Origin of the sequence: Sodalinema gerasimenkoae IPPAS B-353 (genome assembly GCF_009846485.1) — a bacterium.
Classification (GTDB): domain Bacteria; phylum Cyanobacteriota; class Cyanobacteriia; order Cyanobacteriales; family Geitlerinemataceae; genus Sodalinema; species Sodalinema gerasimenkoae.
Window position 1 is genome coordinate 3,712,522 of sequence record NZ_ML776472.1, and the last position, 22,560, is coordinate 3,735,081.

General features: G+C 50.5%; 14 protein-coding genes and 1 pseudogene. 6 read left to right on the forward strand and 9 right to left on the reverse strand.

The features are described 5' to 3' along the window. The 6 genes and pseudogenes from L855_RS22285 to L855_RS16165 all read right to left on the reverse strand — a co-directional run. A pseudogene (locus tag L855_RS22285) lies at positions 1–682 on the reverse strand (hypothetical protein); the annotation flags it as partial. A 596-nt stretch (positions 683–1,278) separates the two neighbouring features. Beyond that, complete coding sequence (locus L855_RS16150) at positions 1,279–5,751, reverse strand: Ig-like domain-containing protein (RefSeq protein ID WP_159789740.1); 4,473 nt, start codon at positions 5,749–5,751, stop codon at positions 1,279–1,281. A gap of 606 nt (positions 5,752–6,357) precedes the next feature. After that, a complete protein-coding gene (locus L855_RS16155) occupies positions 6,358–6,645 on the reverse strand; it encodes a transposase (RefSeq protein ID WP_159789741.1) in 288 nt (95 codons plus the stop codon). Positions 6,646–7,016: 371 nt separating this feature from the next. Continuing rightward, positions 7,017–9,620, reverse strand: a complete 2,604-nt coding sequence (locus L855_RS22290; RefSeq protein WP_159789743.1) for an Ig-like domain-containing protein — start codon at positions 9,618–9,620, stop codon at positions 7,017–7,019. Positions 9,621–9,714: 94 nt separating this feature from the next. Further along, on the reverse strand, positions 9,715–9,846 hold the full coding sequence (locus tag L855_RS22295; RefSeq protein WP_281349518.1) for a hypothetical protein: 132 nt from the start codon (positions 9,844–9,846) through the stop codon (positions 9,715–9,717). Between the two features lie 3 nt (positions 9,847–9,849). Further along, entirely contained in the window at positions 9,850–10,677 is an 828-nt protein-coding gene (locus L855_RS16165) for a sulfotransferase (protein ID WP_246198911.1), read from the reverse strand. Between the two features lie 298 nt (positions 10,678–10,975). On the opposite strand from L855_RS16165, the gene L855_RS16170 reads away from it, so the two are divergent. Then, entirely contained in the window at positions 10,976–12,223 is a 1,248-nt protein-coding gene (locus L855_RS16170) for a competence/damage-inducible protein A (RefSeq protein WP_159789747.1), read from the forward strand. On the opposite strand, the gene L855_RS16175 is transcribed toward L855_RS16170, so the two are convergent. Continuing rightward, positions 12,220–13,428 carry a homocysteine biosynthesis protein gene (locus tag L855_RS16175; RefSeq protein ID WP_159789749.1) on the reverse strand — a complete coding sequence of 403 codons (1,209 nt, stop codon included), beginning with the start codon at positions 13,426–13,428 and terminating at the stop codon, positions 12,220–12,222. The genes L855_RS16170 and L855_RS16175 overlap by 4 nt on opposite strands. Before the next feature lie 132 nt (positions 13,429–13,560). On the opposite strand from L855_RS16175, the gene L855_RS16180 reads away from it, so the two are divergent. After that, positions 13,561–15,105, forward strand: a complete 1,545-nt coding sequence (locus L855_RS16180; protein WP_246198913.1) for a thymidylate synthase — start codon at positions 13,561–13,563, stop codon at positions 15,103–15,105. 106 nt (positions 15,106–15,211) lie between these two features. On the opposite strand, the gene L855_RS16185 is transcribed toward L855_RS16180, so the two are convergent. Beyond that, positions 15,212–16,414, reverse strand: coding sequence for a hypothetical protein (locus L855_RS16185; protein ID WP_159789753.1), 1,203 nt, complete (start codon positions 16,412–16,414; stop codon positions 15,212–15,214). A gap of 9 nt (positions 16,415–16,423) precedes the next feature. Continuing rightward, positions 16,424–17,557 carry a ParB N-terminal domain-containing protein gene (locus tag L855_RS16190; RefSeq protein WP_159789755.1) on the reverse strand — a complete coding sequence of 378 codons (1,134 nt, stop codon included), beginning with the start codon at positions 17,555–17,557 and terminating at the stop codon, positions 16,424–16,426. Positions 17,558–18,109: 552 nt separating this feature from the next. On the opposite strand from L855_RS16190, the gene minD reads away from it, so the two are divergent. The 4 genes from minD to L855_RS16210 all read left to right on the forward strand — a co-directional run bounded on the left by minD (position 18,110) and on the right by L855_RS16210 (position 22,553). Then, positions 18,110–18,916 carry a septum site-determining protein MinD gene (gene minD / locus L855_RS16195; protein ID WP_159789757.1) on the forward strand — a complete coding sequence of 269 codons (807 nt, stop codon included), beginning with the start codon at positions 18,110–18,112 and terminating at the stop codon, positions 18,914–18,916. A 25-nt stretch (positions 18,917–18,941) separates the two neighbouring features. After that, complete coding sequence (gene minE / locus L855_RS22940) at positions 18,942–19,409, forward strand: cell division topological specificity factor MinE (protein WP_159789759.1); 468 nt, start codon at positions 18,942–18,944, stop codon at positions 19,407–19,409. 49 nt (positions 19,410–19,458) lie between these two features. Further along, the gene (locus tag L855_RS16205; protein ID WP_343039309.1) at positions 19,459–20,313 is read left to right on the forward strand and encodes an ABC transporter permease; all 855 of its coding nucleotides are present in this window, start codon (positions 19,459–19,461) and stop codon (positions 20,311–20,313) included. 188 nt (positions 20,314–20,501) lie between these two features. Beyond that, on the forward strand, positions 20,502–22,553 hold the full coding sequence (locus L855_RS16210) for a prolyl oligopeptidase family serine peptidase (protein ID WP_159789763.1): 2,052 nt from the start codon (positions 20,502–20,504) through the stop codon (positions 22,551–22,553). Positions 22,554–22,560 lie beyond the last annotated feature (7 nt).

A 22,560-nucleotide genomic window follows, 5' to 3' on the forward strand; every position in this document is an offset into this window, starting at 1 on the left:
ACCCGCCGCCGCCGCTGAAGCCACCGCTGCCGCCGAAGCTGCCGAAGCCACCACTGCCGCCGCCGCCGCCGCCGAAACCACCACTGCCGCCGCCATACCGGCTGCCGAGGCCGCTGCCGCCGCCATACTCGCCCAGACCCCCGTAGCCGCCGTCGATGCCGGTAGAATCATCAAACATCCCGCCGCCACCCCTGCCGCCGGCATTGCCAAACATCCCACCACCACCAAAACTGAATTCATCTTCACCACTCGCTCCACCCTGGGCTGCGTTGTTGGTAAACTCAGCATTCTGAATTGTGACGTTCCCGTCGTAAATGAACAGCGCCCCGCCCATCCCGGCGCCCCCGCCTCCCCGGTGGCTACTGCCCCCTAGAGCCTTCCCCCCGCTCAGAGTCAAGTTATTGAGGTTGACGGTTCCTGACTTGACAAACAGGGGGCGAAACTGGTCACCGCCGCTTATGGTGGCTTGTTCAACTTCAGGTGTATCTGGGTCGTCCCCGGTAATCGTGATGTCGCTGTTAATCAACCGCTTCATCACATCAGTGATTTCGACATCGGTTTCCAGGATAATTGTAGCGGGAGTTTCTGGGTCTTGATTGGCCTCAAAAATTGCCCAGCTTAGGGTTCCTTCCGTATCGCCTAAACCATTATCTGTAGTGTCGTCGACTCGAAAAATTGCCATTGTGTTGACATCGGGTAGATGAACAAGTTGGAAATCACTGATATTCCCCGAGAAGCTGGCAGATTACAGTAGAACCAGCCTGGGGTAACCTGGTTACATGGATGATGTTTTTCTCAAGACTTCGAGTTGATGGCGGCATGTGTCGTACCTCAATCAGGTAGCATGGTCGTGCCTGAATTTCTCGACTATAGCCCATGAATTTGAATTATGGGAAAAAGAGTTAGAAGACGGTTTGGATTGCCAAAATCAAACGAATTAATACTACTTTGAACAATTTTTTGTATGTATTTACATATAAGAAAGTCAGAATTATTGACGGGGTAGACTAGGCATAAATCATGAAAATAATTTAGGATAAACGATAGGCTATTTTGGCTTAAACCTTCTCCTATTCTCTAGGTCTGCTGAACTAATCTGCGTCAGAGGCGAGTTACTCCTCGGCGATATCTTCAACACCGACGCCCAGTATTGTGAGGGAATGGAAAACATAGAGACACCGAGTTTTTCCAAAAAACCCGGTGTCTGATATTCGATCCCAGTCGTCAGAGTTCGATGAAACCTAGGAGGAGTTCATTGCTGAGGGTCAATTCTCGTTGTTACCAGTTGAGGGTGACGAAATTCGTAGGAGAGTTCAGTTGTGCCCCCGTCACCCCTGGTAAAACTGCCAGAGTTTCCCCAGCCACTTCTAGTAAAACTCGGTCATCGAGTTGAGTGAATTCCAAGACCGCGAAACCTAAGCCATGAGACAGTCCAATACGGTCAGCCCCCACCTGAAAATCGGTAATCAGATTTTCCCCTCCATCCTCTCGCAACACAAAGATATTATTCCCACCGCCTCCAGTGAGAGTATCATTCCCCAAATCCCCCGACAGTAGATTATCCCCCGGTCCACCAATCAGCACATCATCATCCTGACCGCCAAACAAGGTATCATTGCCCTGGCCAGCATGGAGAATATCATCTCCCTGATTTCCAAACATGAGGTTATCCCCTCGTTCGCCAAACAACACATCATCTCCCTGGCCTCCCACTAAGATATCGTTGCCCCCTCCACCATGGAGAGTATCGTTATCTTGACCGCCAAATAGGGTGTCGTCACAATCCCCCCCACGAATCAGGTCATTGCCCTGATTGCCAAAAATGAGGTTACGACCCCCTACAGCCGTGATGACCTTAGCCCCGTCACGGCCAACAATCGTATCGTTACCCCGAGTTCCATAGATTTCTGGACCGTACAGCAGCAGGGAATCCCCAGTCCGACCCAAGATGAGTTGTCCCGGACCTGGCTCACAAGAGACCTCTTGAGAGGGGTCTGGGTCAGGTGTGGGTTCGGGTGTGGGTTCGGGAGTCGGTGTGGGAGTGGGAGTGGGTGTGGCTACGGGAGTGGGAGTGGGTGTGGCTACAGGTGTGGGAGTGGGTGTGGCCACAGGAGTGGGAGCCGGTGCAGCCCCCTCTATACTTATAATTACGGCGGTCGAGACATCAGATGTGTTACCCGCCGCATCGGTGGCTGTAGCGGTGAAGCTAAAGTCACCTTCGGCTAAGGCTGTGGCGGGGGTAAATGTCCAGTTTCCATCCTCATCAGCGGTGACTGTACCCAGAGAGGTCCCACCTTTGAAGACTTTGACTTTGCTTCCAGCTTCTGCTGTTCCGGTAATCTCCGGGGTGGTGTCGTTGGTTGAACCAGTAGTGATAATGGTCGGTACATCCGGTGGAGTGGTATCGACGGTTAAGTTAACTGCGGTCGAGGCATCAGATGTGTTACCCGCCGCATCGGTGGCTGTAGCGGTGAAGCTAAAGTCACCTTCGGCTAAGGCTGTGGCGGGGGTAAATGTCCAGTTTCCATCCTCATCAGCGGTGACTGTACCCAGAGAGGTCCCACCTTTGAAGACTTTGACTTTGCTTCCAGCTTCTGCTGTTCCGGTAATCTCCGGGGTGGTGTCGTTGGTTGAACCAGTAGTGATAATGGTCGGTACATCCGGTGGAGTGGTATCGACGGTTAAGTTAACTGCGGTCGAGGCATCAGATGTGTTACCCGCCGCATCGGTGGCTGTAGCGGTGAAGCTAAATTCACCTTCGGCTAAGGCTGCGGCGGGGGTAAATGTCCAGTTTCCATCCCCATCAGCAATAGCTGTACCGATAGAGTCACTGTCTTGGAATATCTCTACCGTACTATTGGCTTCTGCTTCTCCAGTAATCTCTGGGGTGGTGTCGTTGGTTGAACCAGTGGTGGTAATGATCGGTGCATCTGGCGCAGTAGTATCATAAGCCTGGGTCAGTTGGACAGCAGCAATGTTATTGTTGGTGGCTGCATCGGCAGCCACCCCAGCCGGCACATCCACGGTGACATTACCATCAGCGGTGGGGGTGATATCAAAGGTATATTCTGTGGCACTGACTGCGGTCAAGTTACCGGCGGTGCCATTGCCGACGCTAATATCAACTAATGCAAAACCCGTGACATCTTCACTGAATGTGGCAGTGACGGTAAATGGAGCGTTGACCGTGGGGGTAGCCGTGGTTGTTAAAGTAACCGAAGGGGGAACACCATCAACCAATACTTCAGTGGTGGGTGCCACATTATTTAAGGTCGGGTTAGCGTCAACGTCATTGGCATTTTGAATGGTGGCACCGGCAGGTAAGTTGAGGGCATTGCCAAGGGTGATGCCATCGCTATCTAGGTTACCATTGGCAACAGTGTACCTGAAGGTATGGATCGTGGCAGAGTTACCCATACCCATGAGGGTGGCATTGACCTCACCGCCGGTATTTAAGGTGAGAGGGAGAGTGACGGCACCAGTGAGAGTGACGGCTTCGGTGAAGGTAACGGTAAAGTCAAGGGTTCCACCAATTCCGTAGATACCGTTGGCAGGGGCGCTGACACTGGCAACGGTGGGAGCGTTAACGGTGATGCTGGCGGTTTCGCTGGCACTGCTAAAGACGCTGAATGTACTGTTTTTAGTGAGGTCGTCAGTGACATTGGCGGTTCCACCATTAGTGCCGGTAATTTGGTCCCAGGCATGGAAGGTGATGGCGTTGGTGAGGGTGCCATTGTAGGTGGCATTCGGAACGAATCGCAGGCGGGTAGTGCCATCTTTGGCGAGGAGGAGGGCATTGGTAGCGGAGACGGTGGGGGTATTGACCCAGGTGGTGCCGTCGGTTGTATATTGCCAACTGCCTTCGGTGGTATCTAAGGCGGTGATGGCAATGCCTTTGGCAGCATTAGGGTTGGGGTCGGAAATGATGCTGGCGGCATTGATGCCGACGAGTTCCGAGATCAGGGTACCACTGTTGGTGATATCGCCTTGGTTAATGGCAGTGAGGGTGGTGTCGTTGCTGTTGTCGAGAACCGGAGCATCGTTGACCAGGATCTCGACGGTGATGGGGGTGTTGCTGATGCCGTTGCTGTCTCGGAGGGTGTAGGTGAAACTATCAAGGCCATTGAAGTTGGCCATGGGAGTGTAGAGGACGTCTCGTTTGGGGTCGATGGCGATGGCCAAGACACTACCACTTGCACCGGGGTTAAAGTCGGTATCAACAGTGCCCTCGGAGTTTAACTTAGCTAGTCTGGTACGAGCTACACCGCCGATTTGGGTAAAACTGCCACCGACGTAGAGGTTGCCATCGCTATCCACAGTTAAACCATCGACCCGATTATTCGCACCGGGGTTAAAGGTGCTATTAACAGTGCCATTGGAGTTTAACTTAGCCAGTCTGTCACGAGCTACACCCTCGATAGTAGTGAACACCCCCCCTGCATAGAGGTAACCATCGCTATCGACCGTTAAGCCAAAGACATTATTACTAGTCGGACCTGTTGGGGTAAAGGTGGGATCAACAGTGCCATTGGAGTTGAACTTAGCCATTCTGGTACGAGCTACACCGCCGATTTGGGTGAAACTGCCGCCGACGTAAAGGTTGCCATCGCTATCCACTGCGAAGTCCCAGACCCACTGATTCGCACCGGGGTCAAAGGTGGCATCAACAGTGCCGTTGGCATTTAACTTAGCCAGTCTGTTACGAGCTACACCGCCGATTTGGGTGAAATTGCCACCGACGTAGAGGTTGCCATCGTTATCCACAGTTAAGCCCGAGACGCTAACATCTGCACCGGGGTTAAAGTCGGTATCAACAGTGCCATTGGAGTTTAACTTAGCTAGTCTGTCACGAGCCACAACGCCGATATTGGTGAAATCGCCACCGACGTAAAGGTGACCATCGCTATCCACCGTTAAACCATAAACCGAATTATTCGGAAATCCTGGGTTAAATGTGGTATCAACAGTGCCATCAGAATTTAACCGAGCCAGTCTGTTACGAGCTACACCGCCGATATTGGTGAACTGGCCCCCGACGTAGATCCAGTCATTAATCATGACGGTGCCATTGGTGCCGGTGGTGTTGATGCCTTCTATCTTCAGGCGTCCGGTGCCGGTGTCGTTGGCGAGGACATCCAGGGTGACGGTGGTGGTGGTAGCGCTGACGGCTTTCTTGTCAGGGGCACCTGTGGGGACTAGGGTGTGGGCATAATGGGCAAAGCTGAGAGAGGGACGGCGAAGGGTTCCTAGTTTGATCGCTAATTCCCAGTTGCCACCTTGTGCTGGATTTCCCGTGAGGGTGTCGCTGGCGGCTAGGTTACATCCGCTACTGTGGTGTAGCTGTTCGAGGAACTGGCGTCCGATTTCTCCTTGCGCCACGTTACATCCATACAGATGGATTTCGGTTTGGGCCCTACTCCGACTTAGCCATTCTTGGAATTGCTCTTGATGGCAGTCTAAGGTTTGGCGATTAACGGTACTGTTGCCGAGGTACAGGATGCCCGGTGCACCATGACAGAGGATGTGCAAGGCTCGGGGGGCTGTGCCATCTGCGTTAGTCTGTAGAAGTTCGGTGATTTGGGTAATGCCGTCTCGGTTGGGGTCGAGGATATGGACAGCTATATTGGGGGATACTTCTTTTATCAGGCTGAGATAATCTTGGACTTTGGGGTCGATGATTAGCAGTTCATCATAATGGCTGCCAACCTGACAACGGGAATCACTTTTTTCTTGGATTAATGAAGAGTTCATGATGTTCATTTCTTTCGGGACTCAGGCGAATTTCAGAGCAAGGACTCCACGGAAGTGGCCCTTGTTCTCGGATTTTGGGTCGGAATCTGCAGATGGGTTCAGTTGATAAATCCTTGATGGGCATTCAGGAGACCGTGATAGACAAATTCAAATTGATTGTCCAGTTGGGAGAGTCAAAAATCGCGATCGCCCAAGTGGCCTTGCAGTGGTTGAATTCCACTAAGCAATGCCGAATTGTGACCCGGACTATGAATTGCAAGATGTTCCCTAAGTAGCTGGCAGATGAGAGTCGAACCAGCCCGGGATAATCCGGTCACATCAATGATGTTTTTATCAAGACTTCGAGTTTATGGCAGCATGTATCGTACCTTAACTAGACGGCATGGTCGCGCCTGAGTTCCCTAACTATAGCCTATGAATTTGCATTATGGGAAAAAAGTTTGGAGCGAGTTTAGATTGCCCACATCAACCAGCAGCTTGATACTATCCTCAGTACATTTACGTAGTTAGTCTCCCTATATATACTGTAGTAAAAAGCTGGATGCACATTCCGCTAGAATGGACTCGGCCATGGGAATACTTTCGAGGGTATCTATAAAGAAAAAATTAAGAGGTAAGGCGTTGAAGCATTAGAGCGGTCATTGCTTGATAGACAAAGCACTCACTCATTTGAGGTAGACGCTCGTAATCCTTACTCAAAGGTCGGTGCTTTCCTAGCCAAGCTAAGGTGCGTTCGACGACCCAGCGTCGTGGTAAAACGGCAAAACCGGGTTCTGTGCGTCGGATAGCGTTGTAGACGGCTCTCATATCTACTGTCCATTTTCTGCCCCGACCTCGTTCTGACTTGGCAGGGGGCAGAAGGGGTTCGATGATTTCCCATTCAGCATCACTCACGTCGCTGGGTTATCCTCGTCGTGTCATGGCTCGGTCAGTTTGGCTTCTCTTCTTTTATCCCTCTTCCGACCCCTTCTCCCAGCTTCTCTTCCTCTTTTCTTAACAGATACACTCTACAAGCGCAAATTTGACAAATATATAAATATGGGGATTTGTATCAAATCAAACTCTAAGACGGCTTGCTGATAGCGGATAGTCAATGTTATCGGATTCCGGATAGAAAATGGTATTGCGAGGGGATGGGAAGCCCGTTGAAACACCGAGTTTCTCAAGTTTAATTCCCAAAGAAACCCGGTGTCCGGTCTTTGACTCCAGTCGTTAGAGTTCCCCAAATCTGTGAGGGGTTCGTTGCTGAGAGTCAGATATCGTTGCTACCAGTTGAGCGTGAGGAAATTAGCAGGAGAGTTCAATTGTGCCTCCGTCACCTCTGGCAAAACCGCCAGAGTTTCCCCAGCTACAGACAGCAACACTCGGTCATCGAGTTGAGTGAATTCCAAGACCGCCAAACTTAAGCCATGAGATAGTCCAATCCGGTCAGCCCCCACCTGAAAATCGGTAATCAGATTTTCCCCTCCATCCTCTCGCAACACAAAGATATTATTCCCACCGCCTCCAGTGAGAGTATCATTCCCCAAATCCCCCGACAGTAGATTATCCCCAGGTCCACCAATCAGCACATCATTATCCTGACCGCCAAACAACGTATCATTGCCCTCGCCAGCATGGAGAATATCATTGCCCTGATTGCCAAACATGAGGTTATCCCCCCGTTCACCAAATACTACATCATCTCCCTGGTCTCCCACTAAGATATCGTTGCCCCCTCCACCATGGAGAGTATCGTTATCTTGACCGCCAAATAGGGTGTCGTCACAATCCCCCCCACGAATCAGGTCATTGCCCTGATTACCAAAAATGAGGTTACGACCCCCTACCGCCGTGATGACCTTAGCCCCGTCACGGCCAACAATCGTATCGTCACCCCGAGTGCCATACATCTCGGGACCATACAGCAGTAGAGACTCCCCAGTCCGACCCAAGATGAATTGTCCTAGACTTGGCTCACATGAGATCTCTTGTGGTGGTTCTGGTTCTGGGTCAGGTTCGGGAGTGGGTGTGGGTATGGCTATAGGGGTAGGAGTAGGTGTAGGTGTGGGGGTGGCTATAGGAGTGGGAGTAGGTGTGGGGGTGGGGGTGGGGGTAGGAGCTGGTACCGCCACCCCTATACTGATAATGACAGCGGTCGATTCATCAGATGTGTTGCCCGCTGCATCGGTTGCGGTAGCAGTGAAGCTAAAGTCACCTTTGGCTAAGGGAGTTTCTAGCGTAAATGTCCATTTACCCTCGTCATCAGCGGTGACCGTCCCAATAAGACCTGCGTCCCCTTTGAACACTTTGACTTGGCTTCCAGCCTCGGCAGTTCCAGTAATGTCTGGGGTGGTGTTATTGGTTGGGCCACTGCTGGTAATTTTGGGGGGATCTGGTGGGATGCCATCGACTAATATGGCTGCGGTATTGCCGATATTGTTGAGTGTTAATGCTGCATTGAAATCATCACTATTGACAGTTTCGTTGAGGGTTAATGCTGCACTGATAAAATCATCACTATTGACAATGCTAGCTTCATCGGCCAAAACTAATTCGGCACTTACGTCTATCCCGCTTAGGTCTTCATCCCCTTCGACAATGGTATAGCGGAAGCTGTGGTTGGTTGCTAATGACCCATTACCCAGCAGGCTGGCATTCACCACACCGCCCGTATCGAGGGTAATGGGGAGGGAGACGTCACCGGAGATAATGACAGCTTCTGAGAAGGTAACGGTAAAGTCGAGGTGAGATCCGATGCCGTAGGTTTGGTTCGTCGGTAGGGTGACATTGGTGATATGGGTAAAGCTAACGTTTGCTCCTAGGTCTGCGACTGGCAAACTGGTCGGCATTCCTTGGGTGTTACCATTAACCGGGTCCGCATTGGTAGTCTTCATGGCGAAGATGGCATCGCCGATTCCCTGACCAGGGTTAGGCCCCGTTCCGCCTGTGACGCTGTTATTACTGAAGCTAGTGTCCAAAATGCTCAGGTTGCCGCTGCGAATGAAAATGGCTCCACCGAATCCGGCTCCACCGCCGCCGCCAATGGGGTTGCCGCTGAAGCCGTTGCCGCCGCCGAAGCCCCCGCTACCGACCTCCCCACCGTTACCGCCGTGGCCCCCACCGCCACCATAGCCGCCGTTGCCGCCGAGGCCACCGAGGCCGAGGCCGCCGCCGCCCCCGAACCCCCCGTTACCGCCGTGGCCGCTGCCGCCGCCATAGCCGCCGCCGCCCCCAAACCCCCCGCTACCGCCGTGGCCGTTGCTGCCATAGCCGCCGCCGCCCCCGAAACCGCCGTTCTGGCCGTTTGTACCATTGTTGCCGCCGTAGCCGCTGTAGTTGCCGTGGCCCCCATAGCCGCCGCTGGTGCCAGAAACACCATTACTAAACAGTCCACCACTGTTCTGAACACTATCACCAAACATCCCGGCACCAGACCAACCCAATCCACCTACACCACCTGCTCCACCTTGGGCAGAGTTATTGGTCAACTGGGCCTTCTCAAGCGTGACATTCCCGTCGTAAATGAACAGGGCACCCCCCATCCCGGCGCCCCCCCCACCCACACGGCTGTTGCCACCCAATGCTTGACCCTCAGTTAAGACCAAGTTATTGAGGTTGACGGTTCCCGACTTGACAAACAGAGGGCGAAACTGGTCGTCGCCACTAATGGTGGCTGTTTCGACTTCCTCTGTATCTGGGTCGTCCCCGGTAATGGTGATGTCGCTGTTAATCAACCGCTTCATCACACCATTGATAGTGACATTGGTTTCCAGGACAATTGTTGCCGGTCCTGCGGTGTCGTTCGCCTGAAGAATTGCCCAGCTTAGGGTTCCTACTGTATCGCCTAAACCATTATCTGTAGGTTGGTCGACTCGAAAAATTGCCATTGTGTTGACCTCGGGGATATAAATTAATCGGAAATGATTGATGGGTGAAAAGAAAAGGCATTCTTAGAATGCCGATACAGTCGGGCTAGATAGGCTAAGCCGTAGGGGGACGGGCCAAACTTGGCGTTAGGGAACTCCCCATGCTCCAATCTGCCCATCCATCTCCAAAGGAATAAGCCACGGCTTTGTCTAACTCCGTTAAATTCAGAACTTTTTTTCTGGACATCGTTCAGGCTTGGGAGTCCCCAGTTTTGGTGGGCACGAGTCCTGGATAGAACAACTCGTAAAACCAGCGATAGGAGGTTTGGAGTTCGAGTTGAATCCGAGGGGAGATGAGATGCTTCCCTGGGGGGTGAATCTGGGGATAGGTTTTATGGGGATATTTAAAGCGGTAATAACTGTCCGCTTCTTGGATTCCCACGGTTAGGTTTTGGGGGTCGATGTCCACGGGGTCTAGGGTCAACCAAGTGAATAGGTCTTCCATGACTTGCCTCGGTTCACTCATCAAATGCTCAAAGACCAGGAAAAATAACCGTTCTTGCTGCATTGGTGTTCTATCCTGTAGCCCCTGAATAGCCCCTAGGGGACCCCCAACGACTCCTTGAGGGGCAAATAGGCGATCGCACCTTTCATAAGGAGACAGACTGGCTAAATTGTCGGGAAAGTCCAGCAGCAGCGTCATTTCATGTTGTTTTTCAATAGACCCGTAGATTTGTCCTAGTTCCCTGACACAAACGACCATGCGACAGTTTGGGTCGAGGTGGAGGGCTAAATCCAGGGCATTCAGCCAGCCCCGATTTTTATCGACGACCCAGTTTTTCTCGGTTTCGGCAAACCAACCGTTGATAAATCCTCGATAGGCATTCAGGAGACGTTGATAGACAAGTTCAAATTGATTGTCTAGTTGGGAGAGCAAAAATTCGTGATCGCTCAGGTGCCCTTGCAGTGTTTTAATGCCATTAAGCAACGCCGAACTCTGGCCCGGACTATAAATGACTGGATGTTCCCCAAGAAGTTGGCAGATTAGAGTTGAACCAGCCCGGGGTAATCCGGTCACATAGATAATATTTTTGTTAAGATTTTGAGTTAATTGCGACATGTATGATAGCCGAATTCGGCAGCATGGTCGTGTCTAAGTTCCTCGACTATAGCCTAGGAATTTGAATTATGGGAAAAAAGTTGGCAGGGGGTTTGGATTGCCCAAATCAAACAACTTAATACTACTCTGAACAATTTTTTGTATGTATTTATATATAAGAAATTCGGAATTATTGCCGGGATGCACTAGGCATAAACCCTGGAAATAATTTAGGATAAACGATAGTCATTTTTGCTTAAACCTTCTCCTATCCCCTATGGCAGCTGAACTAATCTGCGTCGGAAGCGAGTTACTCCTCGGCGATATCCTCAACACCAACGCCCAATATATCGCTCAAGAATTAGCAAAACTGGGGATTCCCCATTACTATCAAACCGTCGTCGGCGACAACCCCGAACGGTTACAGGATGCCATTGATATTGCCATTCATCGCGCCGACATCCTTATCTTTACCGGAGGTTTGGGCCCCACCCCCGATGACTTAACGGTGGAAACTCTGGCGGATTTCTTTCATGTCCCTCTACAAGAACGCCCCGATGTGCTGAAGGACATCGAAGCCAAATATGCCCAACGCGGGCGGACGATGTCCCCGAGTAACCGCAAACAGGCCTTACTCCCCGAGGGGGCGGATGTCTTACCCAATCCCATTGGCAGTGCCCCCGGCATCATTTGGCAGATAGGCGGCGCGACTATATTCACCTTTCCGGGCGTTCCCTCGGAAATGCGGGCTATGTGGCAACAAACAGCGGTTCCGACCCTCAAAGCTCTAGGTTGGGGTCAACAGGTGTTTCACAGCCGTATCCTCAAGTTTTGGGGTATTCCCGAGTCGGAGTTAGCGGAAAAGGTCTCTGGGTTCCTCAACTCCGTCAATCCCACAGTGGCCCCCTATGCCAATTATGGTCATGTGAAGTTACGAGTGTCGGCCCGGGCTGAGTCCACAGAGGCGGCAGAGGCCCTCATCCATCCCATCGCCCAGCAAATTCAGGAGATTGCTGGCACATACTACTATGGCAGCGATGAGGAGAGTTTGGCGACGGTGGTTGGACAACTCCTACAACAACGGGGACAGACTTTGGCTGTGGCGGAATCCTGTACTGGGGGCTATTTGGGCAAAACTTTAACGGAGATTCCGGGGAGTTCTGCTTATTTTTTAGGTGGGGTGATTGCTTATGAGAACCGGATTAAGGAACATCTGTTAGGGGTGAATGGCCAGGTTCTGGAAACCCTGGGGGCTGTGTCGGGACTGGTGGCCGAACAGATGGCGGTGGGGGTTCGCGACTGTTGTGGCACAGATTGGGGCATTGGCATTACTGGCATTGCTGGCCCCTCCGGTGGAACCCCAGACAAGCCGGTGGGATTGGTTTATATTGGGTTAGCGGGCCCTGAGTCGGTGCAACATGTTGAGTATCGTCTCGGGGATACGCGGGGACGGGATTGGATTCGTGAGATTAGCGTCAGTCATGCCCTGAATCAGCTTCGTTTAGCGGTGAGTCGTCATCCCTAATCTAAGGAAATTTGTAGGCCCCAGACATCTTGGGGAACGAAGGTGCGATCGCTCGAAATGGGGGCTACGGGTTCGGTGAGGGTGAACTCCCCGGCTTCAATCCAGGCTTTGAGTTCTTCGGCCACTTGGCGCGATCGCGGAATACTGGCTAACGGGGCCACTCGCACGGATTTCCCATCGACGGTGATTTTACCCGATTTCAGTTGGGCATAACTGACTAAGCCAAAGGTCGGACGGACTCGCCGAGGAATGGAAAAGTCCACCACTGGGGCCACTAATTCCTCATCGCGAACGGCACAGCGTTCCACCACTGTCTCATTGAGAACCGGGAGAGGAACCCCCACGCCCAACATCAGGGAGGGGCCATAGTTATGGAAATAGCAGCCGCGCACCCAATTGCGGTTCATCTGCCGTGCATCCCCCATCAACGCTAACGTCGCCGCCGGGCCGATGGGGGTACGGTTGGGGAGTCGCTTTTGTAGGGGGAAATGTTGGGTTCCTTCACCGACAACATAGCCTACGCCTCCCCCCATAAAGACGCGGGTTCCGATGCCGATTAGGTCTAAATCGGGGTCATTGAACAGGGGCGAAATGGCCCCAGGGTTGGAGTAGACTGCATTGCCCAGTTGCGGTTGTAGGGGGCCGAGATAGGTAAAGAGAGTGCGATCGCCCCCATTGACCCCGACAATAAAGTTCTGATAGAGATTGCGGGGATTAAACAGATAGAACTGATTGATGGTATCGCGGGAAATCTGAGTTTCAAAGGAGGCCCGAGGATAACAATCGGTGACTTGGCCAATGGCCCGAACCTGAACGGTTTTGCCAGCGATGAGGTCTTCAATCACATGGCCGCCGCCGCGATTCTCCTTCCAAGTGGGTTCACGGCTGGGATCTTCGGCATCACTCACCTCTGCCAGTTGCGTCGCCCCTAAATACAAATCCACGGCCCCAAAGCCAGAATAGGCCATCACGCCATCTATCCAACAGCGACGAATCTTGATCGGCGGGTCAGTATGTCCGATATTAAGGATGGCCCCACTGGACTCCATGGGTTCAAAAGTGCCGGTGGTAATCACATCCACCTGTTTGGTGGCTTTGGTCACGCCGATATCTGTCACTCGGGCCTTAAGTTCCTCGACTGTCCAGACTGAGGCTTTCCCAGTTTCAATTTTTTCGTTAATCTCGGCGATCGTCCGTTCCATCATCAAAAGTCAATAACACATCGTCAATTCCAGTTCCCGAAAGAAGAGGGCGACCACAAGGGTACGCCCCTACGTCTTTCCCCTCCTGGGAGGGGCAGGGGTGGGTTCTCCCTCTTGCCTCTTGCCTCTTGCCTCTTGCCTCTTGCCTCTCCCCACCCCATGCCTCAACCCTATCAGCCTCACTATAAGCCCAATCAACTCATCTGCGGAACGGGGACTACTGCGATTGTCAGCGGTTGGACGGTGAAAGAGGCGATCGCCAAACATCTCCATCCCGAAGCCTACGCCGTTATTGGACAACTTTACAGTCCCACTCGTGGCATTAGCGTCCTGGTTCGCAATCTGTTACTGAATCCCCAAGTGCGTCATCTCATTATCGTTGATGCCACCCGAGAAGACCGTAATGCGGGGAGTGGCCGTTGTCTGGCGGACTTCTTCGCCCAGGGAGTGCGTCGGGGACAAACTGAGAGTGGCCGGGATTGCTGGGTGATTAATTCCCCCATTGTTGGTTATCTCGATGCCGAACTGCCCCTAGAGGCGATCGCAGCCCTACGGGAGTCTATCACCTGTCATCGAGTCGAGGATGTCAAATCAGCCCTTCATCTCGTCGGGGCGATCGCCCAACAGCCCTCCCCTAAACCCTGGGGTGTTCCCCAACGTTTCCCCGAGGCGATCGTCGAATCTTCCCTGAAACCGGGACGACGCTATGGCCATCGCATCGAAGGGCGAACCATCGCCGAAACCTGGGTTAAGCTGATTCACCGCATCCGTCGCACGGGAACCCTGCGTAATACCCAACATGATAGCCAGTGGCAGGAACTGATTAACCTGATGGCGATCGTTACCGACGAACCCCCCGAGTTTTATTTCCCCGATCCCAACTATCTACCCGTCTCTCGGAACTTTGTTGCCGACTATGTTGGTCAAATCCAGGATGATGCGGTGTCAGAAGATGGGGTGAAATACACCTATGGCCAGCGGCTGCGATCGTGGTTTGGCGTTGACCAAATCCAACAAGTCATCCAACAACTCAGCGACAATCCTGACTCGGCCCGTGCGGTGATGTCCCTCTGGGATGCCGGACAAGATGGCCAAGCCAATGGAAGTCCTCCCTGTCTCAATCATATTTGGACCCGAATTGTGGACGGAGAATTGTCTCTAACCGCCACCTTTCGCAGCAATGATATGTTTGGGGCTTGGGTGGCAAATGCCATGGGTTTACGGGCATTACAACAGCATCTGAAGCAACAAATCGAACGGCGTAACAGCGGACTAAAATTGCGCCTCGGTCCCCTAATAACGGTCAGTGAAAGTGCCCATATTTATGATGACTGTTGGGAAAATGCCGATACTCTAATTGAACAACAGTATCCGCGACTTTTAAAAGACCGCAATTTTGCCGACCCCTCCGGGAGTTTCACCCTACTGGTGAGTGACGGTGAGATAGTCGTAGAACATCTCAGCCCCGGCAGTGGTGAACCCGTGGGCTGTTATGTGGGGAAAACGGCTAGACGACTCTATCAAAAAATTGCGGCGGATTGTCCGGCGTTGGAAACCGAACACGCCCTTTATTTGGGCACTGAGTTACAAAAAGCGGAACTTTCCTTAAAATTTGGGTTGAATTATCAGCAAGATAAACCGATTTTGGTCTCTAACAATCAAGTGAAATGGCTCACTTGAGTTCATAGTGACAAGGGAAAGTTATGGCTAATTAACTCCCTTAACGTAGGGGTGAAATTATATATAGCAAGTATTGTTAACTGCTAAATTAGGCTTATCAACGAGACTATAGGTCTTCCGTTAATTCTTCCATGTCAGAATCAGGTAGTCTTAAAAATTCGCCATACTTTTTGTAAAGCAGGTAGGTAGAAAGCAGGCAAAAGCTGATTACTTGATTCCAATCAGATTCTTCTAGTTGGATTTTTTTAGGGTTGAAATGAACAATTTTATTCCGTAATGAGTAAATGACAACGGCATCTTGTGTTTTCTCTGAAAAGTTTAAATTTATCTTAGGTTTGACTGACTGAAAACCATTGAAAATGTCAACATTCTCTTCTAATTTTTTCTTGATAACATTAAGCAACTCTTTAAGGGCATCTTCTTCTTTGGGTTTCCAGCTAATGAATTGCTCAATCTTGTTAACGAAATTCAAAAAAATTATGTTAGGCAAAATAGTTTCATACAGTTTAAAAATTTGGGGAATCCCAAACAACCTTTCTAGACATCTATAGATATCCAAAAAAGAATATTTCCAAGAAAATGATAGGTAGCTATCCAAAATATTGTCAAATGGTATAGATGCTTCCCCCTCATACGCAAAAGTATAAAAAATTTCAATTGTTTTCTGTTCAAAGTTGAGATTATTGACAGGATTATAATCAAGAAAATAAAGAAGTAGTACCCTAGAAATGTCTGGATATCTTATTGAATCTTTTTGACTTTTCACGGATTGTTCTAATAGGAGAGAATCGGAATCTATTTTGTAAACATGAAAATCTTCAAAAAATCCTTGGATATTGTGGGAAGCATCAGCATCATAGTAGTTATCATTAATCGCACCTAAAGCATTATAAATTTCTGAACCTGTAACAGAACTTCTTACTGCAACTTTAAGCTCGGAAATGACCAATACAGTCCAACCAAACTTAATTTTATTCTCAGGCTCTTCATTATCAATTTTTTTGTCTTCAGAAAACCGAATCAAGTCATTATAACTTCTATCTTTATTCTTCTTAGGTGTTTCCGGTTTCTCTGTCCCAACATAAACGAAGTAATACTCACTTTTGTATCTAAAACAAGCAGCTTTCTCTTGAAGAAATAAACCTTGAGGACTCAGACATTTAGCTTTTATAATTAGTTCCCTATCAGACTTATTCAATTTTATCGCCCTATTTATACCCAAAGGCTCTATCAGACGATCTTCTAACTTAATTCTCTCGTTCAAGCGCTCAATAATGTATTCGTTGCATCTTTTAATACTCCGAGCCATAACCAAAAATCAATAGGTTCTCCAGCAAACTTCCATACTTTTTACCTCAAATTTATCGTCAATTAAAACCTTAAATGCTTCTTTAAAAAATTTCCGATTTTCATACCCTTTAGTCTTGCCAGTTTTGCTAGTTAGCTCTTTTAGAATCTCCAAACAGACAAATTCTTCTCGCTCTTCATCACTAAAGCTTTCTATTTTACGGATGAATGGCTCAATATGTTCTTCGAGAGTTTTCCATTTCTTCTCTCGCTCTTCTCGGCTATGGTCACCACCTGGCCGTCCCATCGTATGTAAAGCAATAGCCGTCACGAACCCTGTATAAGAGGCCGGTTGCTTCTTGAAAAAGCTTTGTTTACCCAGAGCCTTTTCAAAACGAATTAAATAGTCAATCGTTTTGTAAAACTCTTCGGTAAACTCTGGACGAGATGTTGACTCGATAAAATCCTGTTTCGTGAATTCATCTGCAACTTTTTCATTGAGATCTATTTTTTCTGTCCTTGAACCAAAAACCAAAAAAAGCTCAACTACAGCATTCTTTTGGAATTGTCCAGCCCTAGTTGCTCTTCGCGAATCATCGATTGCTATGACTTCAATCTCTGAATTTTTTTGTTCTAGTTCTTTAAGGATAGGTTGAAACACAACCTCAATTTGTCGTCTCAAGCTCCAAGGAACTTGACCCGTGTTCAAAACTAGCATTCGATAGGTCATTGCATTAGACTGAGCAGCAAGCCAATACTCAACTCTAATAAATTGTTTTTTGATACCTGGACTTTGCTCGACTGCTTCTTTGAGAGCAGTAGTTCTTTGCATCCCATCAATAATAAAAATATCTTCGTTATCTTTAGAGACTAATATTCTATTAAAGCTTGCCTCGTCTTCCAGATGTTCTAATTCGTTGAATTCATTCTCACTTAAGATGACTCCCAAAACAATTGGCGGTAAAACTGCTCCTTCCTTTAAGTCGGAAACCATCCTTTCTCTGATCCGTTTTGCGGTAATTGTTTTCTGGGTATCTCGTTGACCTTCAATACCACCTCTATTCTCAAAAATCTGTCGAACTTTCTCAAGGTAGTTCTCGATAGATGAGTGAACCATGACTGAGTAGCAATTCGCTCTCTCGTCTTTTAAAATATCAATATCCATGTCTTTTATTTAGACTTCCAAACAGGTGAACTATGAAAAGTCTGTAGCTCTAGCTGGGTATCACTAGACTTATCTTGTTAAGGAAATTTAAAATTATCACTCCAGTCCCGGCATGGTAGCACACTTTGGCTTAATTTTCAACTCTGGAAACAATCGGATTGGCTTGACGATTCCTTACTCTAAAGAGACTAAGATTATGGGAAGGGATTGTGGCTGTAAGGGGAAGTCGACACCGAATCGAGCCATGATGGTAAAGCAAGTCGGACAGGTCTGGAGGCAAACTCCCTGAGAGGTCGAATCTAAAGAAACATCAAGAATTATCGACGTTCTCCATCTCAACTCGGGCAATCTTGACTCAACCTAGCCCCAATCGCCAACCCCTCCCCATCCCAGATGGCCGATCTCTTCGGTGAATCTCCCGCCATCTATCCCCCCAGATGATACATTGGGACAACTGCCCACAGACGCGATCTACCCCTTGGGGCAATGCCTCAAGTGTACATTTCGTTGTAGTGTAGCCCTGTTTGGATCGTTCCCAAGCCGTTTCTCATTATGAGTCGCATTATTGTTGTCACCTCGGGTAAAGGGGGAGTGGGCAAAACCACCACCACCGCCAACCTCGGTATGGCATTGGCACAACGCAAGCGTAAAGTCATCCTCGTGGATGCTGACTTTGGCTTGCGGAACCTGGATTTGCTGCTGGGGCTGGAAAATCGGGTCGTCTATACCGCCGTAGAAGCGATCGCCGGTGAATGCCGCCTCGATCAAGCGATCGTCCGGGATAAACGCCAAAATACCCTCGCCCTGCTACCCGCTGCCCAAAATCGCATGAAAGATGCTGTCACCCCCGCCCAGATGCGGCAGTTGGTGGTGGCGTTGGCGAAAAAATTTGATTATGTCCTCGTCGATTGCCCCGCCGGGATTGAACAGGGGTTCCAAAACGCGATCGCCGCTGCCCGTGAAGCCCTCATCGTCACCACCCCTGAAATTGCGGCGGTGCGGGATGCCGATCGCGTGGTGGGCCTCCTCGAAGCCAATGGGGTGCGGAAAGTGGGCCTGATTATTAACCGCATCCGCCCGGAAATGGTGGAAGCTAACGATATGATGTCCGTCGAAGATGTGCAGGAACTGTTGGCGGTTCCTCTGATGGGGGTGATTCCCGATGACGAACGGGTGATTGTCTCGACGAACCGAGGCGAACCCTTGGTTCTCTCCGAGGAACCCTCGCGGGCGGGGGAGGCGTATCGTAATATCGCTCGCCGTATGGAGGGAGAGACGGTGGAGTTTTTGGATCTCTCGGTTCCCCCCAAGGGCATCTTCTCTCGCTTGCGTAGTCTGTTGAACACCCGAATTATCTGACTCGACGTTGACTCGACTCATCACAATGCTCTCCAATCTGCTCGCCCGCCTGTTGCCGCGATCGCACAAAGACACCAGCCGCAAGGAAGTTAAACGCCGCCTGCAACTGGTGATTGCTCACGATCGCGTAGACTTAAACCCGGCAACCATCGAGGCGATGCAGAAGGAAATCCTAGAGGTGGTTTCCCGCTATGTGGAAATCGACACCGAAGGCCTCAACTTTGCCCTGGAAAGTGATCAACGCATGACCTCGATTACCGCGAATCTCCCCATCCGTCGGGTTCGCAAAACAGCCACTGGCGAGGAAGTGGAAGAGATTGCGGGAGAGTTGGGGGATGACAATGTGATTCAGTTTGAGTTTGTCGAAGAAGAGGAGGCGGACACCGAGAACCCGGACATCCCTGAAGCCACCCCCAGCGACGATTCCCCCGCCTCGGAGACGGTGAACCCGGACGAGGAGGAGGGCGATCGCCCAGACCCCAGATCGTCCTAAATCGGGGTAAGATGCTCCTGATATGCTATTCACGATCGCCCCTGTAGCTGTGACTGTCCAAAATTCCCTCACCTCCTCTCCAGGCAATGCCAACGCCGTCGAGTATTCCACCATTTGGCAAGATAGCCTCACCATCTTCTGGGGGGATTGGCTCGATTTACGAGTTCGCATCGCCCAAGTCGCCGCCTCGGGCCTCATCTCCCCCCTCATTTACATTGTCGCCTTCGGCTTAGGCTTGGGCAGTTCTGTCCGCCCCGGAACAGCAATTAGTGAAGACTATAGTAGTTATCTGCAATTTATTTTGCCGGGGATGGTGGCCCTATCCTCGATGGCCATTAGTTTCGCCGGGACTACTTTCTCGATTTGTGGGGAACGACTCTACAGCAAAACGTTTGAGGAGGTGCTACTCTTGCCCATTCATCCCCTCTCCTTACATTTGGGAAAAATGATGGCTGGCATTGTTCGGGGTCTGATGACCTCAGGGTCTGTGATGGTGGTTGCAGTCCTCTTTTTAGGGTTCACTGAACAGGGGGTTTCTGCGATTTGGAGTTTCTTTAATCCCCTATTTTTATTGGTGTTAATCCTCAATTGTGCTGTCTTTGCTGGACTGGGTGTGATTGTTGGACTGAATGTTACATCTCTCGAAAGTGTGGGCTTACTCAACAACTTTTTGATTGTCCCGATGTCGTTTCTCGGGGCGACTTTTTTTGACCCGGCGACTCTGCCAACTGCCCTCAAAGCCATTGTCTTTTGTCTGCCGCTCACCTATACCAGTATTGGCTTGCGATCGGCGGCTTATGGCTCTTTAGCAGACTTTACCTGGATTAGTATTCCAGTGTTGCTGGTGGTGGCGATCGCCCTCTCTTGGATTGGTGCGTATCAGTTTTCTCACCAACAAGATTAGGTCTGAACCCTAGAGGCTGAGGGCTGAGGGCGAACAGCCGTTCACCCCTACAATTTGCCCTAACAACTGTAATTTCAATTGGGGATTGTTTTGGGTGATTCCCTCATGTCCTGAAGACTCTTTAACTAGGGTGTTTTTGCGTTTTTTGTTCACTTTTTACCCGTAACAATCTTTACCCATAACAATTCATGGCATTTACTTATCCTCAAGCACGAAAAAGTAACCAAGTTGATACCTATCATGGCATCGAAATTCCTGACCCCTATCGCTGGTTAGAAGACTCTGACTCTGAGGAAACGCGGGCTTGGATTGAGGCGCAAAATGAGTTAACCTTTGGTTTTCTTAAACAGAGTCCAGACCGCGATCGCCTCAAAGCACGCCTCACCCAACTCTGGAACTACGAAAAATACGGGATTCCCTTCAAAGAGGGCGATCGCTACTTCTACTTCAAAAACGACGGCCTGCAAAACCAAAACGTCCTCTACGTCCTGGATAACCTGGACGGAGATCCCCGCGTTCTCCTCGATCCTAACCAACTCTCCGACGATGGAACCGTGGCCCTAACCGGTTACGCCATTTCCCCCGATGGCCACTGGCTAGCTTACTCCCTCTCTGAATCCGGTTCCGATTGGAAAACCTGGCGCATTCGTAACATCGACAGCGGCGACGATCTCAGCGATGAGGTGAAGTGGAGTAAGTTCTCTGGGGCCGCCTGGACTCACGACAATCAAGGCTTCTACTATAGCGCCTACGATCGCCCCCAAGAAGAGAGTCAATACGAAGACATTAACTACTTCCAAAAACTCTATTACCACCGTCGCGGAACCCCCCAAAGCGAGGATGTTCTCATCTATGAACGGCCCGACGAGAAAGAATGGGGCTTTAGTGGCGATGTCACCGACGATGGCCGCTATCTGATTATCTCCGTCTGGCGGGGAACCGAACCGAAAAACCTCGTCTTCTACCAAGACTTACAAACCCCCAGTACGCCGCAACTCGACGCGCCGGTGGTGACATTGATTGACACCTGGGAAGCCCGCTATGATGTGGTGGGGAATGAGGGCGATCGCCTCTGGTTAACCACCGACTTTAACGCCCCTCGCTATTGTCTCATTGCCTTAGACCTCCCAGGGGGCGATCGGCAAACGGTTATCCCTGAAGCCGAAGATGTCCTACAAGGCGTAAGTCTCCTCAACCATCAATTTGTGGTGGAATACCTCAAAGACGCTCGCAGTCAGGTCAAACGCTTCAGCCTCAGCGGTGACCCCCTAGGGGACATTGACCTACCGGGAATTGGGTCAGTCGGCGGCTTTGGCGGCAAACCCAGCGATACGGAAACCTTCTACGCTTTCACCGCTTTCACCACCCCCACCACCATCTATCGCTACGACCTCACCAGCGGCGAGAGTACCCTGTTCCGTCAGCCAACGGTGGACTTTAACCCAGACGAGTACGAAACCCATCAGGTGTTCTATCACAGCCAAGATGGGACTCGTATTCCCATGTTTATCACCCATAAACAGGGATTAGTTCGCGATGGCAGCAATCCCACCTATCTCTACGGCTATGGCGGTTTCAACATCTCCCTAACCCCGAGTTTTTCCGTCAGTCAGTTGGTTTGGATGGAACTCGGCGGGGTTTTAGCCATTCCCAACCTGCGAGGCGGCGGGGAATATGGTGAAGCCTGGCATCAGGCGGGGGTTAAACAGAACAAGCAGAATGTCTTTGATGACTTTATCGCCGCTGCAGAATGGCTGATTGACCAAGGCTATACTCGTTCTGAGAAACTGGCCATCGGTGGTGGCAGCAACGGCGGCCTGTTGGTGGGGGCTTGCATGACGCAACGGCCGGACTTGTTCGCGGCGGCCATTCCCGAGGTGGGAGTGTTGGATATGTTGCGGTTCCACAAGTTCACCATTGGCTGGGCCTGGTGTTCTGATTATGGGTCTCCCGATGACCCGGAGGAGTTTAAGGCCCTGTTTGCCTATTCTCCCTTGCATCGCGTCAAATCTGGGACTGCCTATCCTGCAACGCTCATTATTACCGGAGATCATGACGATCGCGTGGTTCCGGGTCATAGTTTCAAGTTTGCGGCGGCCCTGCAAGCGGCCAACGGAGGGGATCAGCCTCTGTTGATTCGCATTGAGACGAAAGCCGGCCATGGGGCCGGCAAACCCACCACGAAACGGATTGAGGAAGTGGCGGATAAGTGGGTGTTTCTACAACAAATCCTGGGATAATTACAGG